Source organism: Amycolatopsis sp. NPDC051071, from assembly GCF_040682875.1.
Taxonomy (GTDB): Bacteria; Actinomycetota; Actinomycetes; order Mycobacteriales; family Pseudonocardiaceae; genus Amycolatopsis.
Genome location: NZ_JBFBBY010000016.1, coordinates 16,607 through 33,614, shown reverse-complemented (window position 1 = coordinate 33,614; position 17,008 = coordinate 16,607). Strand labels below are relative to the sequence as shown.

The 17,008-nt window shown below is 67.8% G+C and carries 19 protein-coding genes; 10 read left to right on the top strand and 9 right to left on the bottom strand.

Going from position 1 to position 17,008, the window contains the following annotated elements; translation table 11 throughout:
- Positions 1 to 36 precede the first annotated feature (36 nt).
- Complete coding sequence (locus AB0M65_RS08235) at positions 37 to 1,128, top strand: lipase family protein (protein ID WP_364023360.1); 1,092 nt, start codon at positions 37 to 39, stop codon at positions 1,126 to 1,128.
- A 53-nt stretch (positions 1,129 to 1,181) separates the two neighbouring features.
- Here the strand turns inward: AB0M65_RS08235 and AB0M65_RS08230 are convergent, their stop codons facing one another.
- The 6 genes from AB0M65_RS08230 to AB0M65_RS08205 are packed head-to-tail and all read right to left on the bottom strand — an operon-like array spanning position 1,182 to position 5,589.
- Positions 1,182 to 1,886 (bottom strand): urease accessory protein UreD, encoded by a 705-nt coding sequence (locus AB0M65_RS08230; RefSeq protein ID WP_364023546.1) that lies wholly within the window; start codon positions 1,884 to 1,886, stop codon positions 1,182 to 1,184.
- Positions 1,883 to 2,596, bottom strand: a complete 714-nt coding sequence (gene ureG / locus AB0M65_RS08225) for an urease accessory protein UreG (protein WP_364023358.1) — start codon at positions 2,594 to 2,596, stop codon at positions 1,883 to 1,885. The genes AB0M65_RS08230 and ureG overlap by 4 nt, the downstream gene beginning before the upstream one ends.
- A complete protein-coding gene (locus AB0M65_RS08220) occupies positions 2,586 to 3,260 on the bottom strand; it encodes an urease accessory UreF family protein (RefSeq protein ID WP_364023355.1) in 675 nt (224 codons plus the stop codon). The genes ureG and AB0M65_RS08220 overlap by 11 nt, the downstream gene beginning before the upstream one ends.
- Positions 3,260 to 4,981, bottom strand: coding sequence for an urease subunit alpha (locus tag AB0M65_RS08215; protein ID WP_364023352.1), 1,722 nt, complete (start codon positions 4,979 to 4,981; stop codon positions 3,260 to 3,262). The genes AB0M65_RS08220 and AB0M65_RS08215 overlap by 1 nt, the downstream gene beginning before the upstream one ends.
- Positions 4,981 to 5,274, bottom strand: a complete 294-nt coding sequence (locus AB0M65_RS08210) for an urease subunit beta (protein ID WP_364023350.1) — start codon at positions 5,272 to 5,274, stop codon at positions 4,981 to 4,983. The genes AB0M65_RS08215 and AB0M65_RS08210 overlap by 1 nt, the downstream gene beginning before the upstream one ends.
- A gap of 12 nt (positions 5,275 to 5,286) precedes the next feature.
- The gene (locus AB0M65_RS08205; RefSeq protein WP_364023348.1) at positions 5,287 to 5,589 is read right to left on the bottom strand and encodes an urease subunit gamma; all 303 of its coding nucleotides are present in this window, start codon (positions 5,587 to 5,589) and stop codon (positions 5,287 to 5,289) included.
- A 292-nt stretch (positions 5,590 to 5,881) separates the two neighbouring features.
- Here AB0M65_RS08205 and AB0M65_RS08200 point away from each other — a divergent pair, with 292 nt between their 5' ends.
- A complete protein-coding gene (locus tag AB0M65_RS08200; protein WP_364023346.1) occupies positions 5,882 to 7,033 on the top strand; it encodes a citrate synthase 2 in 1,152 nt (383 codons plus the stop codon).
- Positions 7,034 to 7,085: 52 nt separating this feature from the next.
- Here the strand turns inward: AB0M65_RS08200 and AB0M65_RS08195 are convergent, their stop codons facing one another.
- From AB0M65_RS08195 to AB0M65_RS08185, 3 genes are read right to left on the bottom strand one after another with little or no spacing between them, the layout of a single operon-like run.
- Positions 7,086 to 7,676: a TetR/AcrR family transcriptional regulator gene (locus AB0M65_RS08195; RefSeq protein WP_364023343.1), complete on the bottom strand. Its 591-nt coding sequence runs from the start codon at positions 7,674 to 7,676 to the stop codon at positions 7,086 to 7,088.
- Positions 7,677 to 7,699: 23 nt separating this feature from the next.
- A complete protein-coding gene (locus AB0M65_RS08190; protein ID WP_364023543.1) occupies positions 7,700 to 9,391 on the bottom strand; it encodes an SDR family oxidoreductase in 1,692 nt (563 codons plus the stop codon).
- 36 nt (positions 9,392 to 9,427) lie between these two features.
- Positions 9,428 to 10,927: an MFS transporter gene (locus tag AB0M65_RS08185; RefSeq protein WP_364023341.1), complete on the bottom strand. Its 1,500-nt coding sequence runs from the start codon at positions 10,925 to 10,927 to the stop codon at positions 9,428 to 9,430.
- 192 nt (positions 10,928 to 11,119) lie between these two features.
- On the opposite strand from AB0M65_RS08185, the gene AB0M65_RS08180 reads away from it, so the two are divergent.
- The 8 genes from AB0M65_RS08180 (at position 11,120) to AB0M65_RS08145 (ending at position 16,995) form a co-directional block, all read left to right on the top strand.
- Positions 11,120 to 11,713, top strand: coding sequence for a TetR/AcrR family transcriptional regulator (locus AB0M65_RS08180; protein WP_364023339.1), 594 nt, complete (start codon positions 11,120 to 11,122; stop codon positions 11,711 to 11,713).
- A 48-nt stretch (positions 11,714 to 11,761) separates the two neighbouring features.
- Complete coding sequence (locus tag AB0M65_RS08175; protein ID WP_364023336.1) at positions 11,762 to 12,499, top strand: type IV toxin-antitoxin system AbiEi family antitoxin domain-containing protein; 738 nt, start codon at positions 11,762 to 11,764, stop codon at positions 12,497 to 12,499.
- 51 nt (positions 12,500 to 12,550) lie between these two features.
- Complete coding sequence (locus AB0M65_RS08170) at positions 12,551 to 13,195, top strand: nucleotidyl transferase AbiEii/AbiGii toxin family protein (protein ID WP_364023334.1); 645 nt, start codon at positions 12,551 to 12,553, stop codon at positions 13,193 to 13,195.
- The gene (locus AB0M65_RS08165) at positions 13,117 to 13,479 is read left to right on the top strand and encodes a hypothetical protein (protein ID WP_364023331.1); all 363 of its coding nucleotides are present in this window, start codon (positions 13,117 to 13,119) and stop codon (positions 13,477 to 13,479) included. Before AB0M65_RS08170 ends, AB0M65_RS08165 begins: the two co-directional genes overlap by 79 nt.
- A gap of 84 nt (positions 13,480 to 13,563) precedes the next feature.
- On the top strand, positions 13,564 to 14,403 hold the full coding sequence (locus AB0M65_RS08160; protein ID WP_364023328.1) for an ABC transporter ATP-binding protein: 840 nt from the start codon (positions 13,564 to 13,566) through the stop codon (positions 14,401 to 14,403).
- The gene (locus AB0M65_RS08155; RefSeq protein WP_364023325.1) at positions 14,400 to 15,221 is read left to right on the top strand and encodes an ABC transporter permease; all 822 of its coding nucleotides are present in this window, start codon (positions 14,400 to 14,402) and stop codon (positions 15,219 to 15,221) included. Before AB0M65_RS08160 ends, AB0M65_RS08155 begins: the two co-directional genes overlap by 4 nt.
- Positions 15,218 to 16,378 carry a sensor histidine kinase gene (locus tag AB0M65_RS08150; RefSeq protein WP_364023322.1) on the top strand — a complete coding sequence of 387 codons (1,161 nt, stop codon included), beginning with the start codon at positions 15,218 to 15,220 and terminating at the stop codon, positions 16,376 to 16,378. Before AB0M65_RS08155 ends, AB0M65_RS08150 begins: the two co-directional genes overlap by 4 nt.
- Positions 16,375 to 16,995, top strand: coding sequence for a response regulator transcription factor (locus tag AB0M65_RS08145; protein WP_364023319.1), 621 nt, complete (start codon positions 16,375 to 16,377; stop codon positions 16,993 to 16,995). Before AB0M65_RS08150 ends, AB0M65_RS08145 begins: the two co-directional genes overlap by 4 nt.
- Positions 16,996 to 17,008 lie beyond the last annotated feature (13 nt).

Below are 17,008 nucleotides of genomic sequence, written 5' to 3'. Positions count from 1 at the left end.
ATTGCGAAAATCGCGATTACCAAACTGGAGGCAACGGTGCTTCGGACAGTTCTGGTCTCAGCCCTCGCAGCCGCCCTGATCGGCGCGCCTGCCGCACAAGCCGCCCCGAGCGCGCCCGGGGACCTTGTCGACTACCGGCCGGTCATCGCCACCGCCCCGGCGAAGGCGTGGAAACTCGACTACCGCTCCACTTCGGCGACCGGGCAGCCGAATACGGTGTCGGGCATCCTGCTGGTCCCGCCGACGCCGTGGACGAAGGGGCCGCGTCCGCTGATCAGCTACGCCGTCGGCACGCACGGCCTCGGTGATCGCTGCGCGCCGTCGACCCGGCTGACGAACGGGTCCGAGAACGAAATCCTCCTGATGAACCAGGCCCTGTCGCGTGGCTGGGCCGTCGTCGTGACCGACTACGAAGGCCTCGGCACACCGGGCACGCATACCTACGCCGTCGGACAGTCCGAAGGCCGGGCCGTCCTCGACGCGGCCCGTGCCGCCGCCCGGGTCCCCGAAGCGGGCCTGTCGAAGACCGGACCGGTGGGTGTTTTCGGCTACTCACAAGGAGGTCAGGCCGCGGCGTTCGCGGGTGAACTGCAGCCGTCCTACGCTCCCGACGTCAACCTGGTCGGCGTCGCGGAAGGCGGCGTCCCGGCGGATCTGAACGCGGTCCTGAAGTTCAACGACGGTGGTGCCGCCTTCGGCCTGGTACTCGGTGCCGCTGTCGGCTACTCGACGGCGTACCCGGAACTGCCGTTCGACGGCGTGCTCAACGCGAAGGGCGTCAAGGCTGTCGCGAAGGTCAAGGAGGCGTGCACCGTCGAACTCGGTGCGGCGGCGCCTTTCGCGCGGCTTAACGACTTCACGACCGTGCCGGACGTCCCGTCCGACTCGCGCTGGCAGGCCCGCCTCGGCGAGAACCAGGCAGGCAAGACCAAACCGGGCGCGCCGGTCTACCTGTACCACGCGTCGCTGGACGAACTGATCCCGCTGGCGGTCGGCAAGGGCCTGCGTGACCGCTACCGCGCACTCGGCGCCGACGTCACCTGGCAGGAATTCCCGCTGCTGGAACACATCGGCGGCGTCTCGACCGGCGGCCCGGTCGCGATGACCTGGCTGGGCACCAAGTTCTGACCTGAAGTACATGAAGGCCCCCTTCCTTGCGCCTAGGTACAGGAAGGGGGCCTTCATGTACTTTCAAGCGGCCTGAGCGCGGTCACGGCATCGGGTGCCAGCGACGTCGTGAGTGTCCCACCGGCAGCCAACGACGTCCGGGACCACCACTCACCGGACGCCTCAGGAACCGAAGGGCCGCCGACGACCAGATCGGTCGCCAGTACTCTGCGTCCGGCCAGATGCGCGAGACTGGAGTCCAAAGTGGAATCCCCGATCTCCAGCGTCTGCCGCAGCACCGGGACTTCGCCGCGCGTCACGTGCTGTGCGGTCACCAAGGACCCGGGCCGCTCACCCGCCCGCCCGAGCACCAGCACCTCCCGTGTGTGCAGGTAAGCGTCGGCCGCCAGTGACGCCTTGAACACTGCGGAATGCCGCGCGCGGGCCGTCACGACGGTCGGTTCCGGCATGTACTCCAGTGAGCCACCGGATTCCACGACGATGTCCACTTCGGACACACTTGACTCGCCATGCGGACCGGGAAGTGCGATGGTCGCCGCGACTCCGGACAGCCGCAGCGAAGCACCGGCGCCGACGCGGATGGTCAGCTTCAGCTCGTCACCACCCAGCGGCGACGTCGCCGAGTTGACCAAGTGCACGATCGCCGTGGCACCGGTGCCACGCTTGGGAAGGAGCGTGAGCGGCGCCATCGAGCGCAGCTCACGCAGTACGGTCCGGCCGCCATCGAAGCAGGCGGTCAGCCGCGCGTGCGCCTTCACCCCGCGCGGACCGGCAGCAGTGAACGGACCCACGCCGCGACATCCGGCGCGTTCGGAGTGTCCACAAGGGACTGGGTGATCACCGGCAGCTCGCCGCGCATCCGATGCGCGTCCGAGGTCATCACGTCCATATCCGCGCCGACCAGATGCGCGATGTCGATTTTGTTGATCACCAGCAGATCCGCGGTGGTGACACCCGGCCCGCCCTTGCGCGGCACCTTGTCGCCACCCGCGACGTCGACCACGAAGACCTGGCTGTCGGCGAGCCCCCGGCTGAACACCGCCGTGAGGTTGTCGCCGCCGCTTTCGATGATCACCAGATCCAGTCCGGGGAATCGCTCCTCCAGCCGCTCAACGGCGTCGAGGTTCGCGGTGATGTCGTCGCGGATCGCGGTATGCGGGCACGCGCCGGTCTGCACCGCCTCGATCCGCTCCGGGTCGAGCACGCCTGCCTTGCGCAGGAAGTCGGCGTCCTCGGTGGTGTAGATGTCGTTGGTGACGACGGCGAGGTTCACCTCGTCGCCGAGCGCCCGGCACAGCGCCGCGGTGAGCGCGGTCTTCCCGCTGCCCACCGGGCCGCCGATCCCGATCCGGTACGCACGCCCGGCGGTCGGTGCCTGGTCGTAGTGATCGGGTTCGGCGGCGGCCGGGTCGAAATTGACCGGGTGGACGTGACCGTGTCCATGCCCGTGTCCATGCTCAGCTGGCAAAGAGACGCACCTCTTCCTTGTGATGCCGGGCGTGTACCTCGGCGAACAAATCGAGCGCCGGAGAACCCGGCGCCGGGAGATCGGCCGGGTCATCCCCCGCGACCTCGGCGGCCCGCAGGGAAACGTCCCGGACTTCGGAGGAAAGCCTTGCCACGACGGCGTTGACGGCGAACGGGTCGAGGCCGAGCAACCGCACGGCCGCGCTCGCGGGTCCGCTGATCGCGAGGTAGGCCACCGCCATCGCCGCGTCGAAGGGCACCCCGATCAACGCACCGGCGATCACCGGATGATGCGGCCGCGGAGTTTCCTTCAGCAGCTGGGAAAGCACCGGAGACGGCCACGCCGCCTTACCCGCCCGCGCCGTCCCTCGCCCTTGTCCGCGCGAGGCTTCCCGCTGCGCGAGCGACGGCGTCCGCGCGTCGAGTTCGACGTCGAGCCGCCGCCAGTGTCCATTCCGGACACCACGGGCGGCCGCGTGCGCCGACGCCGCCGCGAACACGGCGGCCAGCGAACCCGCCGTCCGCAACCGGCCGGAGAGGAAACCGGGCAGGTCACGTTCGTGCGTGATCAGCTTCCTGGCGACAGCCTCTTCGAGACCGCCGGAATGGACATGGCCACCCCCGGGAAACCGGGAGTCGGTGAGGATGAGCGCGGAGAGGTCCATCAGAACAAGAAGTACCTTTGCGCCATCGGCAGTTCCGTCACCGGCTGCGGCTCGATCAGCTCACCGTCGACGTGCACGGCGAAACTGTCCGGCTCCACGCGGATGTCCGGAGTCGCGTCGTTGAGGATCATGTCGGCCTTGCCGCGCGAGCGGGTGTTCGAGATCGGCACCAGCTTCCGCGAGATGCCGAACCGTTCCGCGACGCCGTTTTCCAGCGCTTCCGGTGCCACGAAATGGAAACTGCTCGCGGCGGCGACCGAGGGGGCCGCGCCGAACATCGGCCGCGCGAGCACCGGCTGCGGCGTCGGGATGGACGCGTTCGCGTCGCCCATCGCCGCCCACGCTCCGAACCCGCCCTTGAGCACGACATGCGGCCGGACGCCGAAGAACTTCGGTTCCCACAGCACGAGATCGGCGAGTTTCCCGATCTCCACCGAGCCGATCTCGCGTTCCATCCCGTGCGCGATCGCGGGGTTGATGGTGTATTTGGCGACATAGCGACGAGCCCGCAGATTGTCGGCCGCACCGTCGCCGGGCAGCGCGCCGCGCCGCCGTTTCATCACGTGCGCGGTCTGCCAGGTGCGGATGATCACCTCGCCGATCCGGCCCATCGCCTGCGCGTCCGAACTCATCATGGAGATCGCGCCAAGGTCGTGCAGCACGTCCTCGGCCGCGATGGTCGTCGGCCGGATGCGGCTTTCGGCGAACGCCAGGTCCTCGGGCACGGACGGATTGAGATGGTGGCAGACGACGAGCATGTCGAGATGCTCGTCGAGGGTGTTCGCGGTGTGCGGGCGCGTCGGGTTCGTCGACGACGGGAGGATGTTCGCCAGCCCGGCGACCTGGATGATGTCCGGCGCGTGCCCGCCGCCCGCGCCTTCGGTGTGGTAGGCGTTGATCGAGCGGCCGCGAATGGCGTCCACAGTGGACTCCAGGAAGCCCGCCTCGTTCAGCGTGTCGGTGTGGATGGCCACCTGGACACCGGATTCGTCGGCCACGGTGAGACAGGCGTCGATCGCGGCCGGGGTACTGCCCCAGTCCTCGTGCAGTTTGAACCCACCCGCGCCTGCCGCGAGCTGCTCACGCAGCGCCTCGTGCCGGACAGTGTTCCCCTTGCCCAGCAACAGGACGTTGACCGGCTGGCCGTCCATCGCCTGCAGCATCCGGCCGAGATTCCACGCGCCGGGGGTGACCGTGGTGGCCTTGCTGCCCTCGACCGGCCCCGTCCCACCCCCGACAAGCGTGGTGAGCCCGGACGCCAGCGCGGTATCGGTCAGCTGGGGGCAGATGAAATGGACGTGACAGTCGATCCCGCCCGCGGTGAGGATCTTCCCGTTGCCGGACAGCACCTCCGTCGACGGTCCGACGACCAGCGCCGGGTCGACGTCGTCCATCGTGTCCGGGTTGCCCGCCTTGCCGATGCCGGCGATCCGGCCGTCGCGGACGCCGACGTCGGCCTTGACAATGCCCCAGTGATCCAGGATCACCGCGCCGGTGATGATCAGGTCCGGGGCGCCTTCGGCCCGCGTCGCCATCCCCTGCCCCATGGATTCGCGGATCACCTTGCCGCCGCCGAACAACACCTCGTCGCCGCTGCCGGACGGCCCCATGCTGCGGTCTTCGGTGACCTCGATGAGCAGATCGGTGTCCGCGAGGCGGATCCGGTCGCCGGTCGTCGGGCCGAAAAGTTCGGCATAGCGGTCGCGGTCGATCGACGGCATCAGGACTCCTTGCGCAATCCGGGCACCTCACGGTTCCCGGCCAGCGGGACGAGGTCGACTTCCCGTTCGACGCCCGGTTCGAAGCGCACCGAAGTTCCCGCGGGCACGTCGAGACGGTGCCCGCGCGCGGCCTCGCGATCGAATTCGAGTCCCGGGTTGACCGCCGCGAAATGGTAGTGCGAACCGATCTGGACGGGCCGGTCACCGAGGTTCCGCACGAGCAGCCGGACCCGCGGCCTGCCCGGATTCAGTTCGACCGGCTCTTCGCCGGTGATGATCTCTCCTGGTCGCACTCTCGGGCCCTTTCAGACGATCGGGTCGTGCACGGTGACGAGCTTCGTGCCGTCCGGGAAAGTGGCTTCCACCTGCACCGAATCGACCATTTCCGGCACGCCGCCGAGTACTTGCGCCCGCGAGAGCACCAAACGCCCGCTCGCGACGAGTTCGCTCACCGTCCGGCCGTCGCGGGCGCCTTCGAGAACGTGGTCGGTGATCAGCGCGACAGCCTCCGGATAGTTGAGGAGGACCCCGCGCTCCCTGCGTTTGCGAGCGACGTCCGCCGCGACGTGGATGAGCAGTTTGTCCCGCTCCTGGGGGCTCAAGTGCATGGATCAGGTCTATCACCGGATAGCGTCGGGCGCCGGTTCTCGAAACACAGCATTTACCTCAGCGCCAGGTACACGCAAAGTGAACGTCGCCGTAACTCTTCGCGTACGAAGGTCGTTTTCACTGAATCGTTCTCGTAATCGTGACCGAAACCACCACATCTTTCGATTGCCCCTGGCCGTCACGTGGAGCAAGGTTTGTCCATCCGTGCGATGAGGCGCGCCTTGGCTGCGTGTATCCCGTCCACGCGTGAAACACAAAGCCGGGGAATGCGCATCGAAAGGTTTCACCACAGTGAGTGCCTCCACGATCAGCACCAAACAGCCGTCGGAGAAGGTCGACGACGGTTTCCGACCGGGTCTCGAAGGCGTCGTCGCCTTCCGGACCGAAATCGCCGAGCCCGACCGTGACGGTGGCGCGCTGCGCTATCGCGGTGTCGACATCGAGGATCTCGCCGGCAAGGTGACCTTCGGTGACGTCTGGGGCCTTCTCGTCGACGGTCGCTTCGGCCACGGGCTACCGCCCGCCGAGCCGTTCCCGCTGCCGGTGCACACCGGCGACGTCCGGGTCGACGTCCAGGCCGCACTCGCCATGCTCGCCCCCATCTGGGGTTACCGGCCGCTGCTCGACATCAGCGACGAAGAGGCACGCGACCAGCTGGCCCGCGCTTCGGTGATGGCGCTTTCCTACGTCGCGCAGTCCGCACGCGGCATCGGGCAGCCCGCCGTCCCGCAGACACGGGTCGACGAGGCGAAGTCGATCACCGAACGCTTCATGGTCCGCTGGCGCGGCGAGCCCGACCCGGCCCACGTCAAGGCCATCGACGCCTACTGGGTCTCGGCCGCCGAGCACGGTCTCAACGCGTCGACCTTCACCGCCCGCGTCATCGCCTCGACCGGCGCCGACGTCGCCGCGGCCCTGTCCGGCGCGATCGGCGCCATGTCGGGCCCACTGCACGGCGGCGCACCTGCCCGCGTGCTCCCGATGATCGAAGAGGTCGAGAAGACCGGTGACGCCGCCGGCCTGGTCAAGGGCATCCTGGACCGCAAGGAACGCATGATGGGCTTCGGGCACCGCGTGTACCGCGCGGAGGACCCGCGGGCACGCGTGCTGCGCCGCACCTGCCAGGAGCTCGGCGCGGCACGCTACGAGGCGGCCGCGGAACTGGAGCAGGTGGCGCTGAATGAGCTGCGCGAGCGGCGTCCGGACCACCCGATCGAGACCAACGTCGAGTTCTGGGCGGCCGTGATCCTGGACTTCGCCCAGGTGCCGCCGCATATGATGCCCGCGATGTTCAGCTCGGCCCGCACCGCGGGCTGGGCCGCCCACATCCTGGAGCAGAAGAAGACCGGTCGCCTCGTGCGCCCGTCGGCCAAGTACGTCGGTCCCGAGCCGCGCCGTCCGGACGAGGTCGAAGGCTGGGAACTGGTCGCCAAGCAGGCCTAGGGCGATGTCATGAAAGGGTCTTTCAGGACAAAAAGTGTCCTGAAAGACCCTTTCATGACACCTGCGGGACCGAGGAGTCGTGGTTCGCGGTCGTCGCCAACATGGCCGTCAGCTGGTCGACCAGCCACCCGTCGAGGAGCTCGCGGGCCACGGCACGTTCCTGAAGCCAGCTCAGCAGGGCGCCCTCGACGACGGCGGTCCAGCACCGCAGGGTCAGCAGGAGCATGGGCGAGGGCTCCGACACCGCCAGCGCGTCGAGGATCAGTTCGACGGCGCGGTTGCGGACCTCGTCGATCGCCGCGTCCGTCTCCGACGTCGCGATCACCGAACCACTGCGCAGCAGGGCCACGTAACCCGCCCGGTAATGGTCGGCGACGTCGACCAACCCGCGGACGGCGGCTCGCAGCCTCGCCTCTGGCGGGCCTTCCTCAAGCCCCGCGAGGCCGTCGATGAGCCCTTCGGTGACCGTCTTCAGCGCCTCGACCTGCAGTTCCCGCAGGCTTGAGAAGTACCGGTAGAACAGCGGCCGCGAAACCTCGGCGGCCGCGATGATGTCGTCGACCGTGACGAGTTCGGGCGCACGCGAGCCGAACAGGTCCAGCGCGGCGCGGATCAGGTCCTCGCGGCGTGCTTCCGGCGTCATCCGGCGAGGCCGTCTGGCGGAGGTCACGGGGTGACGTCCAGTTTCGCCGCGGCCCGCAGCAGTCCGGGGGTGAGCCGGGAAAGGACGAGCGCGGCCTTGGCTTCCGGGGTCGACGGCTGGATCGCCTTGTCTTTCTCGACCGCTCGCAGGATGTCGCGTGCGACCTTCTCCGGGCCGAAACCGCGTTTCGCGTAGAGCTTGCTGCTCGACTTCTGGCGCCGCTTCTGCTCGACGTCGTCGACGCCCACGAACCGCGTGGTGCTGGTGATGTTGGTGTTCACGATGCCGGGGCAGATCGCGGTGACGCCGATGTTCTCGGCGGCGAGTTCCGCACGCAGGCACACGCTGAGCGTCAGCACGGCGGATTTCGTGGTGGCGTAGGCGGAAAGGATCTTCGACGGCAGGTACGCCGCGGCCGAAGCGACGTTGACGATCTGCCCGCCTTCGGCGCGCTCGCGCATCTGCTCGGCGAAGACACGGCAGCCGTGGATGACGCCCCAGAGGTTCACGTCGATGAGGCGTTCCCAGTCCTTGACCGTCGTGTCGAGGAACGGGCCGGACAGGCCGATCCCCGCGTTGTTCACGACGATGTCCGGAACTCCGAACTCCTCTTTGACCTGTTGGGCGAACTTCTCGACCGCTTCGGCGTCGGAGGAGTCCACTGTGTACTCGCCGACGGTGACGCCCTTGTCCCGCAGGAGTTTCGCGGTGTCCGCGGCGGCCGAGCCGTTGATGTCGGTGATGACGAGGTCGGCGCCCTTGTCCGCGAACGCGAGTGCCGTCGCGCGGCCGATCCCGCTGCCCGCGCCGGTGACCACGACGAGCTTGTGCGCGAAACCTTTTGTCCTGGCCTGTTTGAGCGCGCGGCTCTCTTCGCCGCCTTCGATGTGGTCGATCAGTTCGGCGGTGGCGTCGGCGATCACCTGTGGCTTTTCCCGGACCACCCAATGCGTGCCGACGATCCGGCGGACACGGAGGTCCGGCGCCCAGCGTCCGACCTCGGTTTGCAGCGGCGTCGTGACGAACTTGTCGCCGGTGGGCGCGAGCACCTGCACGGGGATCTCGGCTTTACGCGGCTGCGGCCGGGAGAGCCGGGTGAACATGTTGGCGCGGTAGAGGTTGAGACCGTACAGACCGTCCGATGTGGACGGAGCGGCGGCCGCCGGATCCATCCGGCCGATGAGCGCGCCCATCGCCCCGGTGCGCCACAGCAACTGCGGGATCAGCGGGATCTGGAAGCCGAGGATGTACGTCGAGTGCGTTCCCTGCGCGAGCGCGTTCTTGAGCCGCTTCGGGCTCGGCCGCAGCTGCGCGCGGAACCACGCGCCGGCGTGATCGAGGCTCGGCCCGGAGATGGAGGTGAACGACGCCAGCCGTCCGCGCAGCCTGTCGCCGGTGACCGAATGCCAGGTCTGGATGGAGCCCCAGTCGTGCGCGAGCAGGTGGACCTTGCCCTCGGGCTGGACCTCGTCGATCACCGAAGCCAGGTCGCTGGACAACTGGTCCAGTTTGTAGGACTCGCGTCCCGAAGGCTTGTCCGAACGACCCGCGCCGCGGACGTCGTAGACCACGACCCGGTAGTGGCGTTCCAGCAGGGCGGCGACGCCGTCCCACAGGGAGCCGTTGTCCGGGTAACCGTGGACGAGCACCACCGTCGGCGCGTCGTCGACACCGGTCACCCGGACCGAAAGGCGGACACCGTCGCTGGCCGTCACCCACGTATGAGACATGATGTCATGTTAGACAACCTGTCAATAAGGCCGCTTTTTCAGCACCGTACGGCCCAGCGACCACACGGTGTCGATCACGAAGACGAAGGTCCAGATCCGCCCGAGGTTCAGCAGCCAGTGACCACTCGAGTTCCAGTACCAATCGGCGTCATGCGGTCCGCCGAACAGAGCTTCGACGGGCCAGCTGTAGCCGGCGATCGCCAGAACCCCCTGCGCGAGGACGTAGATCGCGGCGTGAAGCGACCAGTTCCGGAGCGGGTTCGCGCGCTTGTTCGCATCGGCCTTCACCGATTCGGCCGCTTGCGAGGCCTCCCCGATCATGCCGGAAGCCGGTTTTTCCTTTTGTGACGGCGTTTTCGCTGGTTCCACGGGAAACTCCGCAACTCCGACCCGCCGTACGGCGCCACGAACCACGAACGATCCGAAGAGCAAAAGCGCCGCCGCGCCGAAGCACGCGATGCGCCAGCCGGCGTCGGAGCCGTAGAGCCGGCCTGCCAGGAAAGTCCCGATCGTCGCTCCGAGTAACGCCGCGCTCTCGTAGATCCCCATCGCCCGGCCGAGGCTGAGCCCGGCCGCCTCGGCGACCACCGCCTGTTCGACCGGGATGGCCGCCGCGAACGCCGCCGCGGACAGGATCCACATGACCGCGAGCACCCACGGGCTGGGCGCGAAGGACAGTCCGACGGCGAAGGTCGCACTCGACACCATCGCCAGCGACAGCACCCGGGTCCGGCCGACCTTGCGGACAAAGCCGTGGAGGTAGTCCGGCAAGAAGCTGTACACGATGAAGCCGGGGATGAACACGGCGGCGATCTCGCCGAGTTTCAGCTGGTACCCGCGTTGCAGGTGCAGCAGGAGCAGAAGCGCGACCCCGGCTTCGGCCAGCACGGTCAACGCGACGAGCGCGAGCATCGGCCGCATCCGTCGTCCCAGCTGAAGAAAACGTGGTGCGCCCTCCTCGCGCACCGGCGCGGATTTCGCGGTCAGCAACACCACCGCGGCCACCACACAAGCCACCGCGCCGAGCCAGAACACGCCCCGGTAGTCGATCCAGGCGATCGCGGTCAGCCCGGCCACGAACGCGATCCACGTGCCACCACCCTCGGCAGCGAACAGTTTGCTGAACGCGGCGTCGTCCTCGGCGAGCCCTTCACCCACGCGGGCTCGCAACGCGACCCAGAACAACGCGCCACCCGCGCCACCGAGAACAGCGGCCAGATAAGCGATCCCCATCCCCGGCGTGACGGCGTAGAGCACAAAGGACAGTCCATACAGGACGGCTCCGGCCGCTGCCAGCCTGCCGCGGTCGTACCGGTCGGCGAGCGAGCCCGCGATGGGCCGCACCACGAACGACACCAGCGTCTCCAGCGCGGTGAGCGCGCCGACCTCGGCGGCCGACGCGCCGAGCTGGCTCCCCACCCAGATCGGCAGGAGGAAATCGAGCACCTCCGCCGGCCCTTTGGTCAACGCGGCGGCGAGCCGATTCGCCTCCGCCCGCCTCTTCTGTGCGACTTCGTCCACCCCAGTACCCCCTTTTCGGATACGAATGTATTCTAAAGGCGCTTGCCAGGCAAGGAGTCCACGTCGTCGTGAGTGGCCGGACTTCATCGGGCGACCGTGTGGATTTCGGCGCGTTGGATGATCCGCAAACCACACAGTCACGCACGACAGTCCCTGTCACCCCACCCAGCCGACGAAGGGGAAGATGCGCCAGTGCCGAAGATCGTGGACCGGGCCGAGCGCCGTCGAGACATCGCCAGCGCCCTCTTACGCATCGTCGCGCGCGAAGGCGTCGAGGCCGTCAGCGTGCGCTCGGTCGCCACCGAGGCCGGAGTCTCGGCGGGCGCGGTGCAAAAGTACTTCTCCACCAAGGAAGATTTGTTCCGCTTCGCGCTCGACATGACGAGTGAGTTACTGGAGCAGCGCTGGAATACCCTCGATCAATCGGGAAACCTGCTGGATCTCTTGGTACGACTGCTGATCGAGGCGATGCCCCTCGACGAGCAGCGCCGCGCGGAGGTGATCGTGATCAACGCCTTCACCGCACGCGCCGCCGTCCTGCCGTCTTGGGCCGAGTTCATCCGCACCGGCTACGACGACCTGCAGAAGATCACGACGGAGTACGTCGAGAAGGCCCAGACCGAAGGACACGTCCGCGACGACCTCGCGGCCTCCGACCTGGCCGACGCCGTCCTCGCCCTTTCCGACGGCTACGCGAACCGGATGCTCACCGCGGCCGATCCGGCCGCCCTGGTCCCTTCCCTTGAAACCTCAGTCCGGACCCTTTTGACTCCGATGCAGCGATAGTTGCACTTGAGTGTAACTATCGCTGCATCGACGTGTAAACTTTGCTGCATGAAGATGAGTGACGCGCTTGAGCTGCTCGGCGCGTTCACGAGCGCGCAGTGGGGCATGGTCACCTCCCGACAGGCCAAAGATGTCGGCATTGACGGCGTCACGCTGCATCGTCTGGAGAAGGCCGGTCACCTCGACCGAATCCGTCACGGCGTCTACGCGGCCACTATCGCCGTCATGACCGAAGCCAGGGAAGAGCAGGCAGCCTGGCTGCTGCTCAACGCCGCCGAACCCGCATGGAAGCGGCCACCTCTGGATCCGGACGGAGGGGTGGTCTCACACGAGTCCGCCGCCCGGTTGCACGGGCTCGGCGAACTCGTCAACGACCGGATAGTCCTGACGACACCACGCCGTCGCACCAGCCGAGACCCGGACATACGGTTCAGGACCGCCACGCTGACCGCCGGTGATGTCACGTTGGTCGATGGACTTCCCGTCACCACCGCGCCGCGCACCATCCGCGACCTGCTGGACCAGCACATCGACGGCAGTCATGTCGGCACGATCATCCTTGAAGCCGTGGAAGCGAACCTGGTTCGCCTGGACGAACTGGCGGAGCGCATCGGCCCTTACGCCTTGCGCTACGGCATCCGCCGTCCCGGTGACGGCGAAGCGTTGCTCGAGCAGCTACTCGCCAAGGTCGGCACCACGGTCACGAGGCTCGCCCACCGCCCGGCTCCGCCGCGCTCCGCCGCGGTCACCGAACGCGCACTTGAACTTGCGGAGCGGGAAATCTAGCGAAGAGCACCTACTCCAACGGGTTTGCCATGGCACGCGACGATGCCGCGCATGCCATCGCAACGTCCGAGTACACCGCGCGGTTATCTCGACTCCCAGAAGAGCCGAGCGAAGAACAGCGCATCGAAGACCGGTATTCCGGCCGGTGAACTGCTACAGCTGCACTTTCATCGACGGCTGATCGCCCGGGTATTCCATGGCGACGAAGCCTCGAACTGGGTGCTCAAAGGCGGGCAAGCCTTGCTCGTGCGCTGGTCTGCCGCGCGCTACTCCACCGACGTCGACCTGTTGTCCACAGAGGACTCCACCATCGCCGCGGTCGAAGCGCTCAAGACGGCTGCCGCGCTGCGCCTCGACGACGCCATCTGGTTCTCCCACCTCAGCACCTCCGAACAAACCCATATCGAACGCCCGACCCGCAAAGTGGTGTTCATGGCGATGTTCGAGAACGCGAGCCTCGGCTACCGGGTCCCCGTCGACGTCGTCACCTCCGGGCAAACGCCACGCGGAACCATCACCACCGAACCGCTGAAACCACCGTTCGAGAGCCATTGCGCCCCGTGGCCGGAGGTGCGGATGTTCCGATCGAAAACCACGTCGCGGAAAAGATCTGCGCGATGTACGAGCGCCACACAATCCGGCGAAATCCATCCACGCGCTACAAAGATCTTGTGGATCTCGCACTATTCGCTTTGAAGACGCCGATGTCGGGCGAGGAGACGCACGGGATCCTGCACGACGAGGTCGCCCGCCGCCGGAAACGCGGGATGGTGCTGGAACTGCCCGGCAGGTTCGCGGCGCCGGATCCTCATTCCTGGACAGGAGGCTATCGCAAGGCCGCTCAAGGTGTCCTTGAACTCCCCAACGAGCTTCGGACGCTCAAAGGCGTACACGTTCTCGCGGACGTCTTCATCACTCCACTGCTGCGGGACGAGCCTCCGGCGGGGCGGTGGCACCCCGAGGAAAGAACCTGGCGGTGACACCGGTGTCCATCGATCGGTTGACAACCGGGTTCAGTCCTGCGGACGTCCCGCGCACCCCGTCCCGCGAAGCACGATCAACGTATGAAAACCGCAGTGAAGGTGCGCGGGTTGCGCAAGGAGTACCCGGGCCACCTGGCCGTCGAGGGCCTCGACCTCGACATCGAGCAGGGCGAGGTGTTCGCGCTGCTCGGGCCCAACGGCGCGGGCAAGACGACGACGGTCGAGATCCTGGAGGGACACCGCCGCCGGACGTCCGGCGAGGTCGACGTCCTCGGCGAAGATCCCGGCAAGGCGAGCCGGGCTTGGCGGGCGAAGCTGGGGATCGTGCTGCAGACGGCCAACGACGCCGCCGAGCTCACCGTCGCCGAGACCGTCCGGCACTTCGCCCGTTACTACCCGGATCCCCGTGACGTCGACGAGGTGATCGAGAAGGTCGGCCTGACCGAGAAGGCCGGTGCCCGCGTCAAGAGCCTGTCCGGCGGGCAGCGTCGCCGGGTCGACGTCGCGCTCGGCATCATCGGGCGTCCCGAGCTGGTGTTCCTCGACGAGCCCACGACCGGGTTCGATCCGGCGGCCCGGCGCCAGTTCTGGGGCTTGATCCAGAGTCTCGCCCACGAGGGCACCACGATCCTGCTCACCACCCACTACCTGGACGAGGCCGAGGCGCTGGCCGACCGGGTCGCGGTGATCGCCCGCGGCCGGATCGTCGCCGAGGGGACGCCGCAGACGCTGGGCGGCCGCGCGACCGCGGAGGCCACCGTCCGCTGGGCCGACGAGCTCGGCGAGCACCAGGAACGGACCCACTTCCCGGCCAAGCTCATCCGCGAGCTCTCCGCCGACGGCCGCGAGCCGTCGGAGCTGACCGTCCACCGGCCCACCCTCGAAGAGACCTATCTCGACCTGATCGGAGAAGCTCGATGACCACGCTGACCCAGGGCAAACTCCCCGGCACCCTGTCGCTCGGCCTGATCCGGGGCGCCGCCGAGCTGCGGCAGTTCTTCCGCATCCGGGAACAGGTGGTCTTCACCTTCGCCTTCCCCTCCCTGCTGATGGTCCTGCTCGGCTCGATGCTGAACTCCTCGATGCCGGGCACGGCGATCACCACCGGCCAAGTGCTGGCGGCGGGCATGATCGGCTCTGGCATCGTGTCGACGTCGTTCAACAGCATCGGCATCGGCCTCGCGTCCGACCGGGAGGCCGGGGCGCTGAAACGACTGCGTGGCACACCGATGCCCGCCGCGTCCTACTTCATCGGCAAGATCATCCTGGTGGGTGTTTCGAGTGTCGCCCAGGTCGTGCTGATGTCGATCGTCGGCAGCCTGCTGTTCGACCTGAGCCTGCCCACCGATCCGATGAAACTGCTGACCGCGCTGTGGGTCTTCCTGCTCGCCATCACCTGCTGCACGCTCCTGGGTATCGCGCTGGGCTCGGTGACCAAATCGGTCAGCGGCACGGTGGCGGTGGCCAACCTGCTCTACATCGCACTGCAGTTCATCTCCGGGGTGTTCGTCACGCCGATCACCAACCTGCCGAGGGTTATGGTCGACATCGCTTCGTTCTTCCCGGTGAAGTGGATCTGCCAGGGCTTCCGCTCGGTGTTCCTGCCGGCCGAGGCGTCGGCGCAGGAAATGGCGGGGACATGGGAACTTCCGATGGTGGCTCTGGTGCTGGGGGCATGGTGTGTGGCGGGGCTGCTGCTGGCGAAGCTGACGTTCCGCTGGTCGAACGAAAGCAAATGAACGCCTGGGAGCGGTTCTACTGGCTCTGGGAAGTCCTCTTCGGCATCGCTTACCTCGCGACGACGGCGCTGGTCGTCCTCGAAGACGGCGCGACCGCCAACAAGACGGTCGCGGTGGTCTGCCTCACCGGTATCGTCGTGGCCTACCTCGTCCGGGGCCGTCGGCTCATCAAGGGGCGCGGGGACTACGAGACGCCGTGGCTGTTCATCGGCACCCTGATGATCCTGCTGGCCGGCGCCATCTTCGCGGCGGGAACCTCGAGTTTCATCCTGTTCCTGGTCTGCCCGGTGCTGTACATGACGATGTCGACGAAGGCCGCGTCGATCCTCACCACGGCCGCGGTGCTGATGGGCCCGGCGTCGGCGATCATCCAAGGCGGCCTTGAAGATCCGATCCTGCGCGTCCTGCTGCCGATGACGGCGATCCTGGTCATCTTCAGTCTGCTGGCCGGCCGCTTCACCAGCCAGATCATCGAGGAGAGCAAGGCGCGGGCCGAGCTGATCGATCAGCTGGAAGCCAGTCAGGCGGAGGTCTCCCGGCTCTCCCGCGAGGCGGGGACGGCCGCCGAGCGGGAGCGGATGGCCCGCGAGATCCACGACACGCTGGCGCAGGGTTTCACCAGCATCGTCACGCTCACCCAGGCCATCGAGTCCGAGTGGGACACCGATCCGAAGGCCGCCCGGCGCCATCTGGACCTGGCCGCGCGGACGGCGCGGGAGAACCTGGCGGAGGCACGGGCGATCGTCGCGGCGGAGAAGCCGTCGGCACTGGCTTCGGGTTCGCTGGAGGACGCCGTGCGCCGTCAGGCCGAGCGGCTGCGTGAGGAGGCCGGGATCGCGACGACGTTCGAGGTCGCCGGCCCCCTGCCCGCGCTGCCGATGGCCACCGAGGTCGTCCTGTTGCGCGGGGCGCAGGAGGCGATGAGCAATATCCGCAAACATTCCCGCGCCACCAAGGTTTCGCTCCGTTTGTCCGTTGTGGACGGCCGGGTCCGGCTCAGCGTGATCGACGACGGCGCGGGTTTCGACCCCGCCGAACCCACCGGCGGGTTCGGCCTGACGGGGATGCGAGCGCGGGCGGATCAGGTCGGTGGCATCGTGACACTGGAGAGTCGGCCCGGTGCGGGGACGACAGTGAAACTGGAGGTGCCCGCGTGATCACGATCATGCTGGTCGACGATCACCCCGTGGTGCGGGAAGGCCTGCGCGGCATGCTGGAGGCCGAGCCGGATCTGAGCGTCATCGGCGAAGCGGGCTCCGGCGACGAGGCCGTCGCGCTGAGCCGGGTCAAGCAGCCCGACGTGATCCTGATGGACCTGCGGATGCCCGGTCTCGACGGCGTCGGCGCGACCCGGAAGATCCTCACCGAGCGGCCGTCACAGCGGGTCGTCGTGCTCACCACCTATGAGACGGACGCGGACATCCTGCGCGCGGTCGAAGCAGGCGCGTCCGGGTACCTGCTGAAGGACGCTTCGCGCACGGAGCTGGCCGGAGCGATTCGGGCGGCGTCGCGCGGCGAGACGGTTTTGGCGCCTTCGGTCGCCGGGAAACTGGTGAACCAGGTACGCAATCCGACGCCGTCGCCGTTGTCGGCACGCGAGATCGAGGTCCTGCGACTCGTGGCACAGGGAAGCACGAACGCCGACATCGGGCGCGCGCTCCACATCAGCGAGGCGACGGTCAAGACCCATCTGCTGCGGACGTTCGGAAAACTGGATGTTTCGGACAGGACGGCCGCCGTGACCACCGCCATGCGACTGGGCCTGCTCGGCTAGGCAGAATGCGGGG

Coding starts and splice junctions, on each gene's coding strand:
- AB0M65_RS08160 (WP_364023328.1), top strand. CDS start 13,564: ATGAAAACCGCAGTGAAGGTGCGCGGGTTGCGCAAGGAGTACCCGGGC.
- AB0M65_RS08175 (WP_364023336.1), top strand. CDS start 11,762: ATGAAGATGAGTGACGCGCTTGAGCTGCTCGGCGCGTTCACGAGCGCG.
- AB0M65_RS08215 (WP_364023352.1), bottom strand. CDS start 4,981: ATGCCGTCGATCGACCGCGACCGCTATGCCGAACTTTTCGGCCCGACG.
- AB0M65_RS08195 (WP_364023343.1), bottom strand. CDS start 7,676: ATGACGCCGGAAGCACGCCGCGAGGACCTGATCCGCGCCGCGCTGGAC.
- AB0M65_RS08155 (WP_364023325.1), top strand. CDS start 14,400: ATGACCACGCTGACCCAGGGCAAACTCCCCGGCACCCTGTCGCTCGGC.
- AB0M65_RS08150 (WP_364023322.1), top strand. CDS start 15,218: ATGAACGCCTGGGAGCGGTTCTACTGGCTCTGGGAAGTCCTCTTCGGC.
- AB0M65_RS08165 (WP_364023331.1), top strand. CDS start 13,117: ATGTACGAGCGCCACACAATCCGGCGAAATCCATCCACGCGCTACAAA.
- AB0M65_RS08170 (WP_364023334.1), top strand. CDS start 12,551: ATGCCATCGCAACGTCCGAGTACACCGCGCGGTTATCTCGACTCCCAG.
- AB0M65_RS08205 (WP_364023348.1), bottom strand. CDS start 5,589: ATGCACTTGAGCCCCCAGGAGCGGGACAAACTGCTCATCCACGTCGCG.
- AB0M65_RS08220 (WP_364023355.1), bottom strand. CDS start 3,260: ATGGACCTCTCCGCGCTCATCCTCACCGACTCCCGGTTTCCCGGGGGT.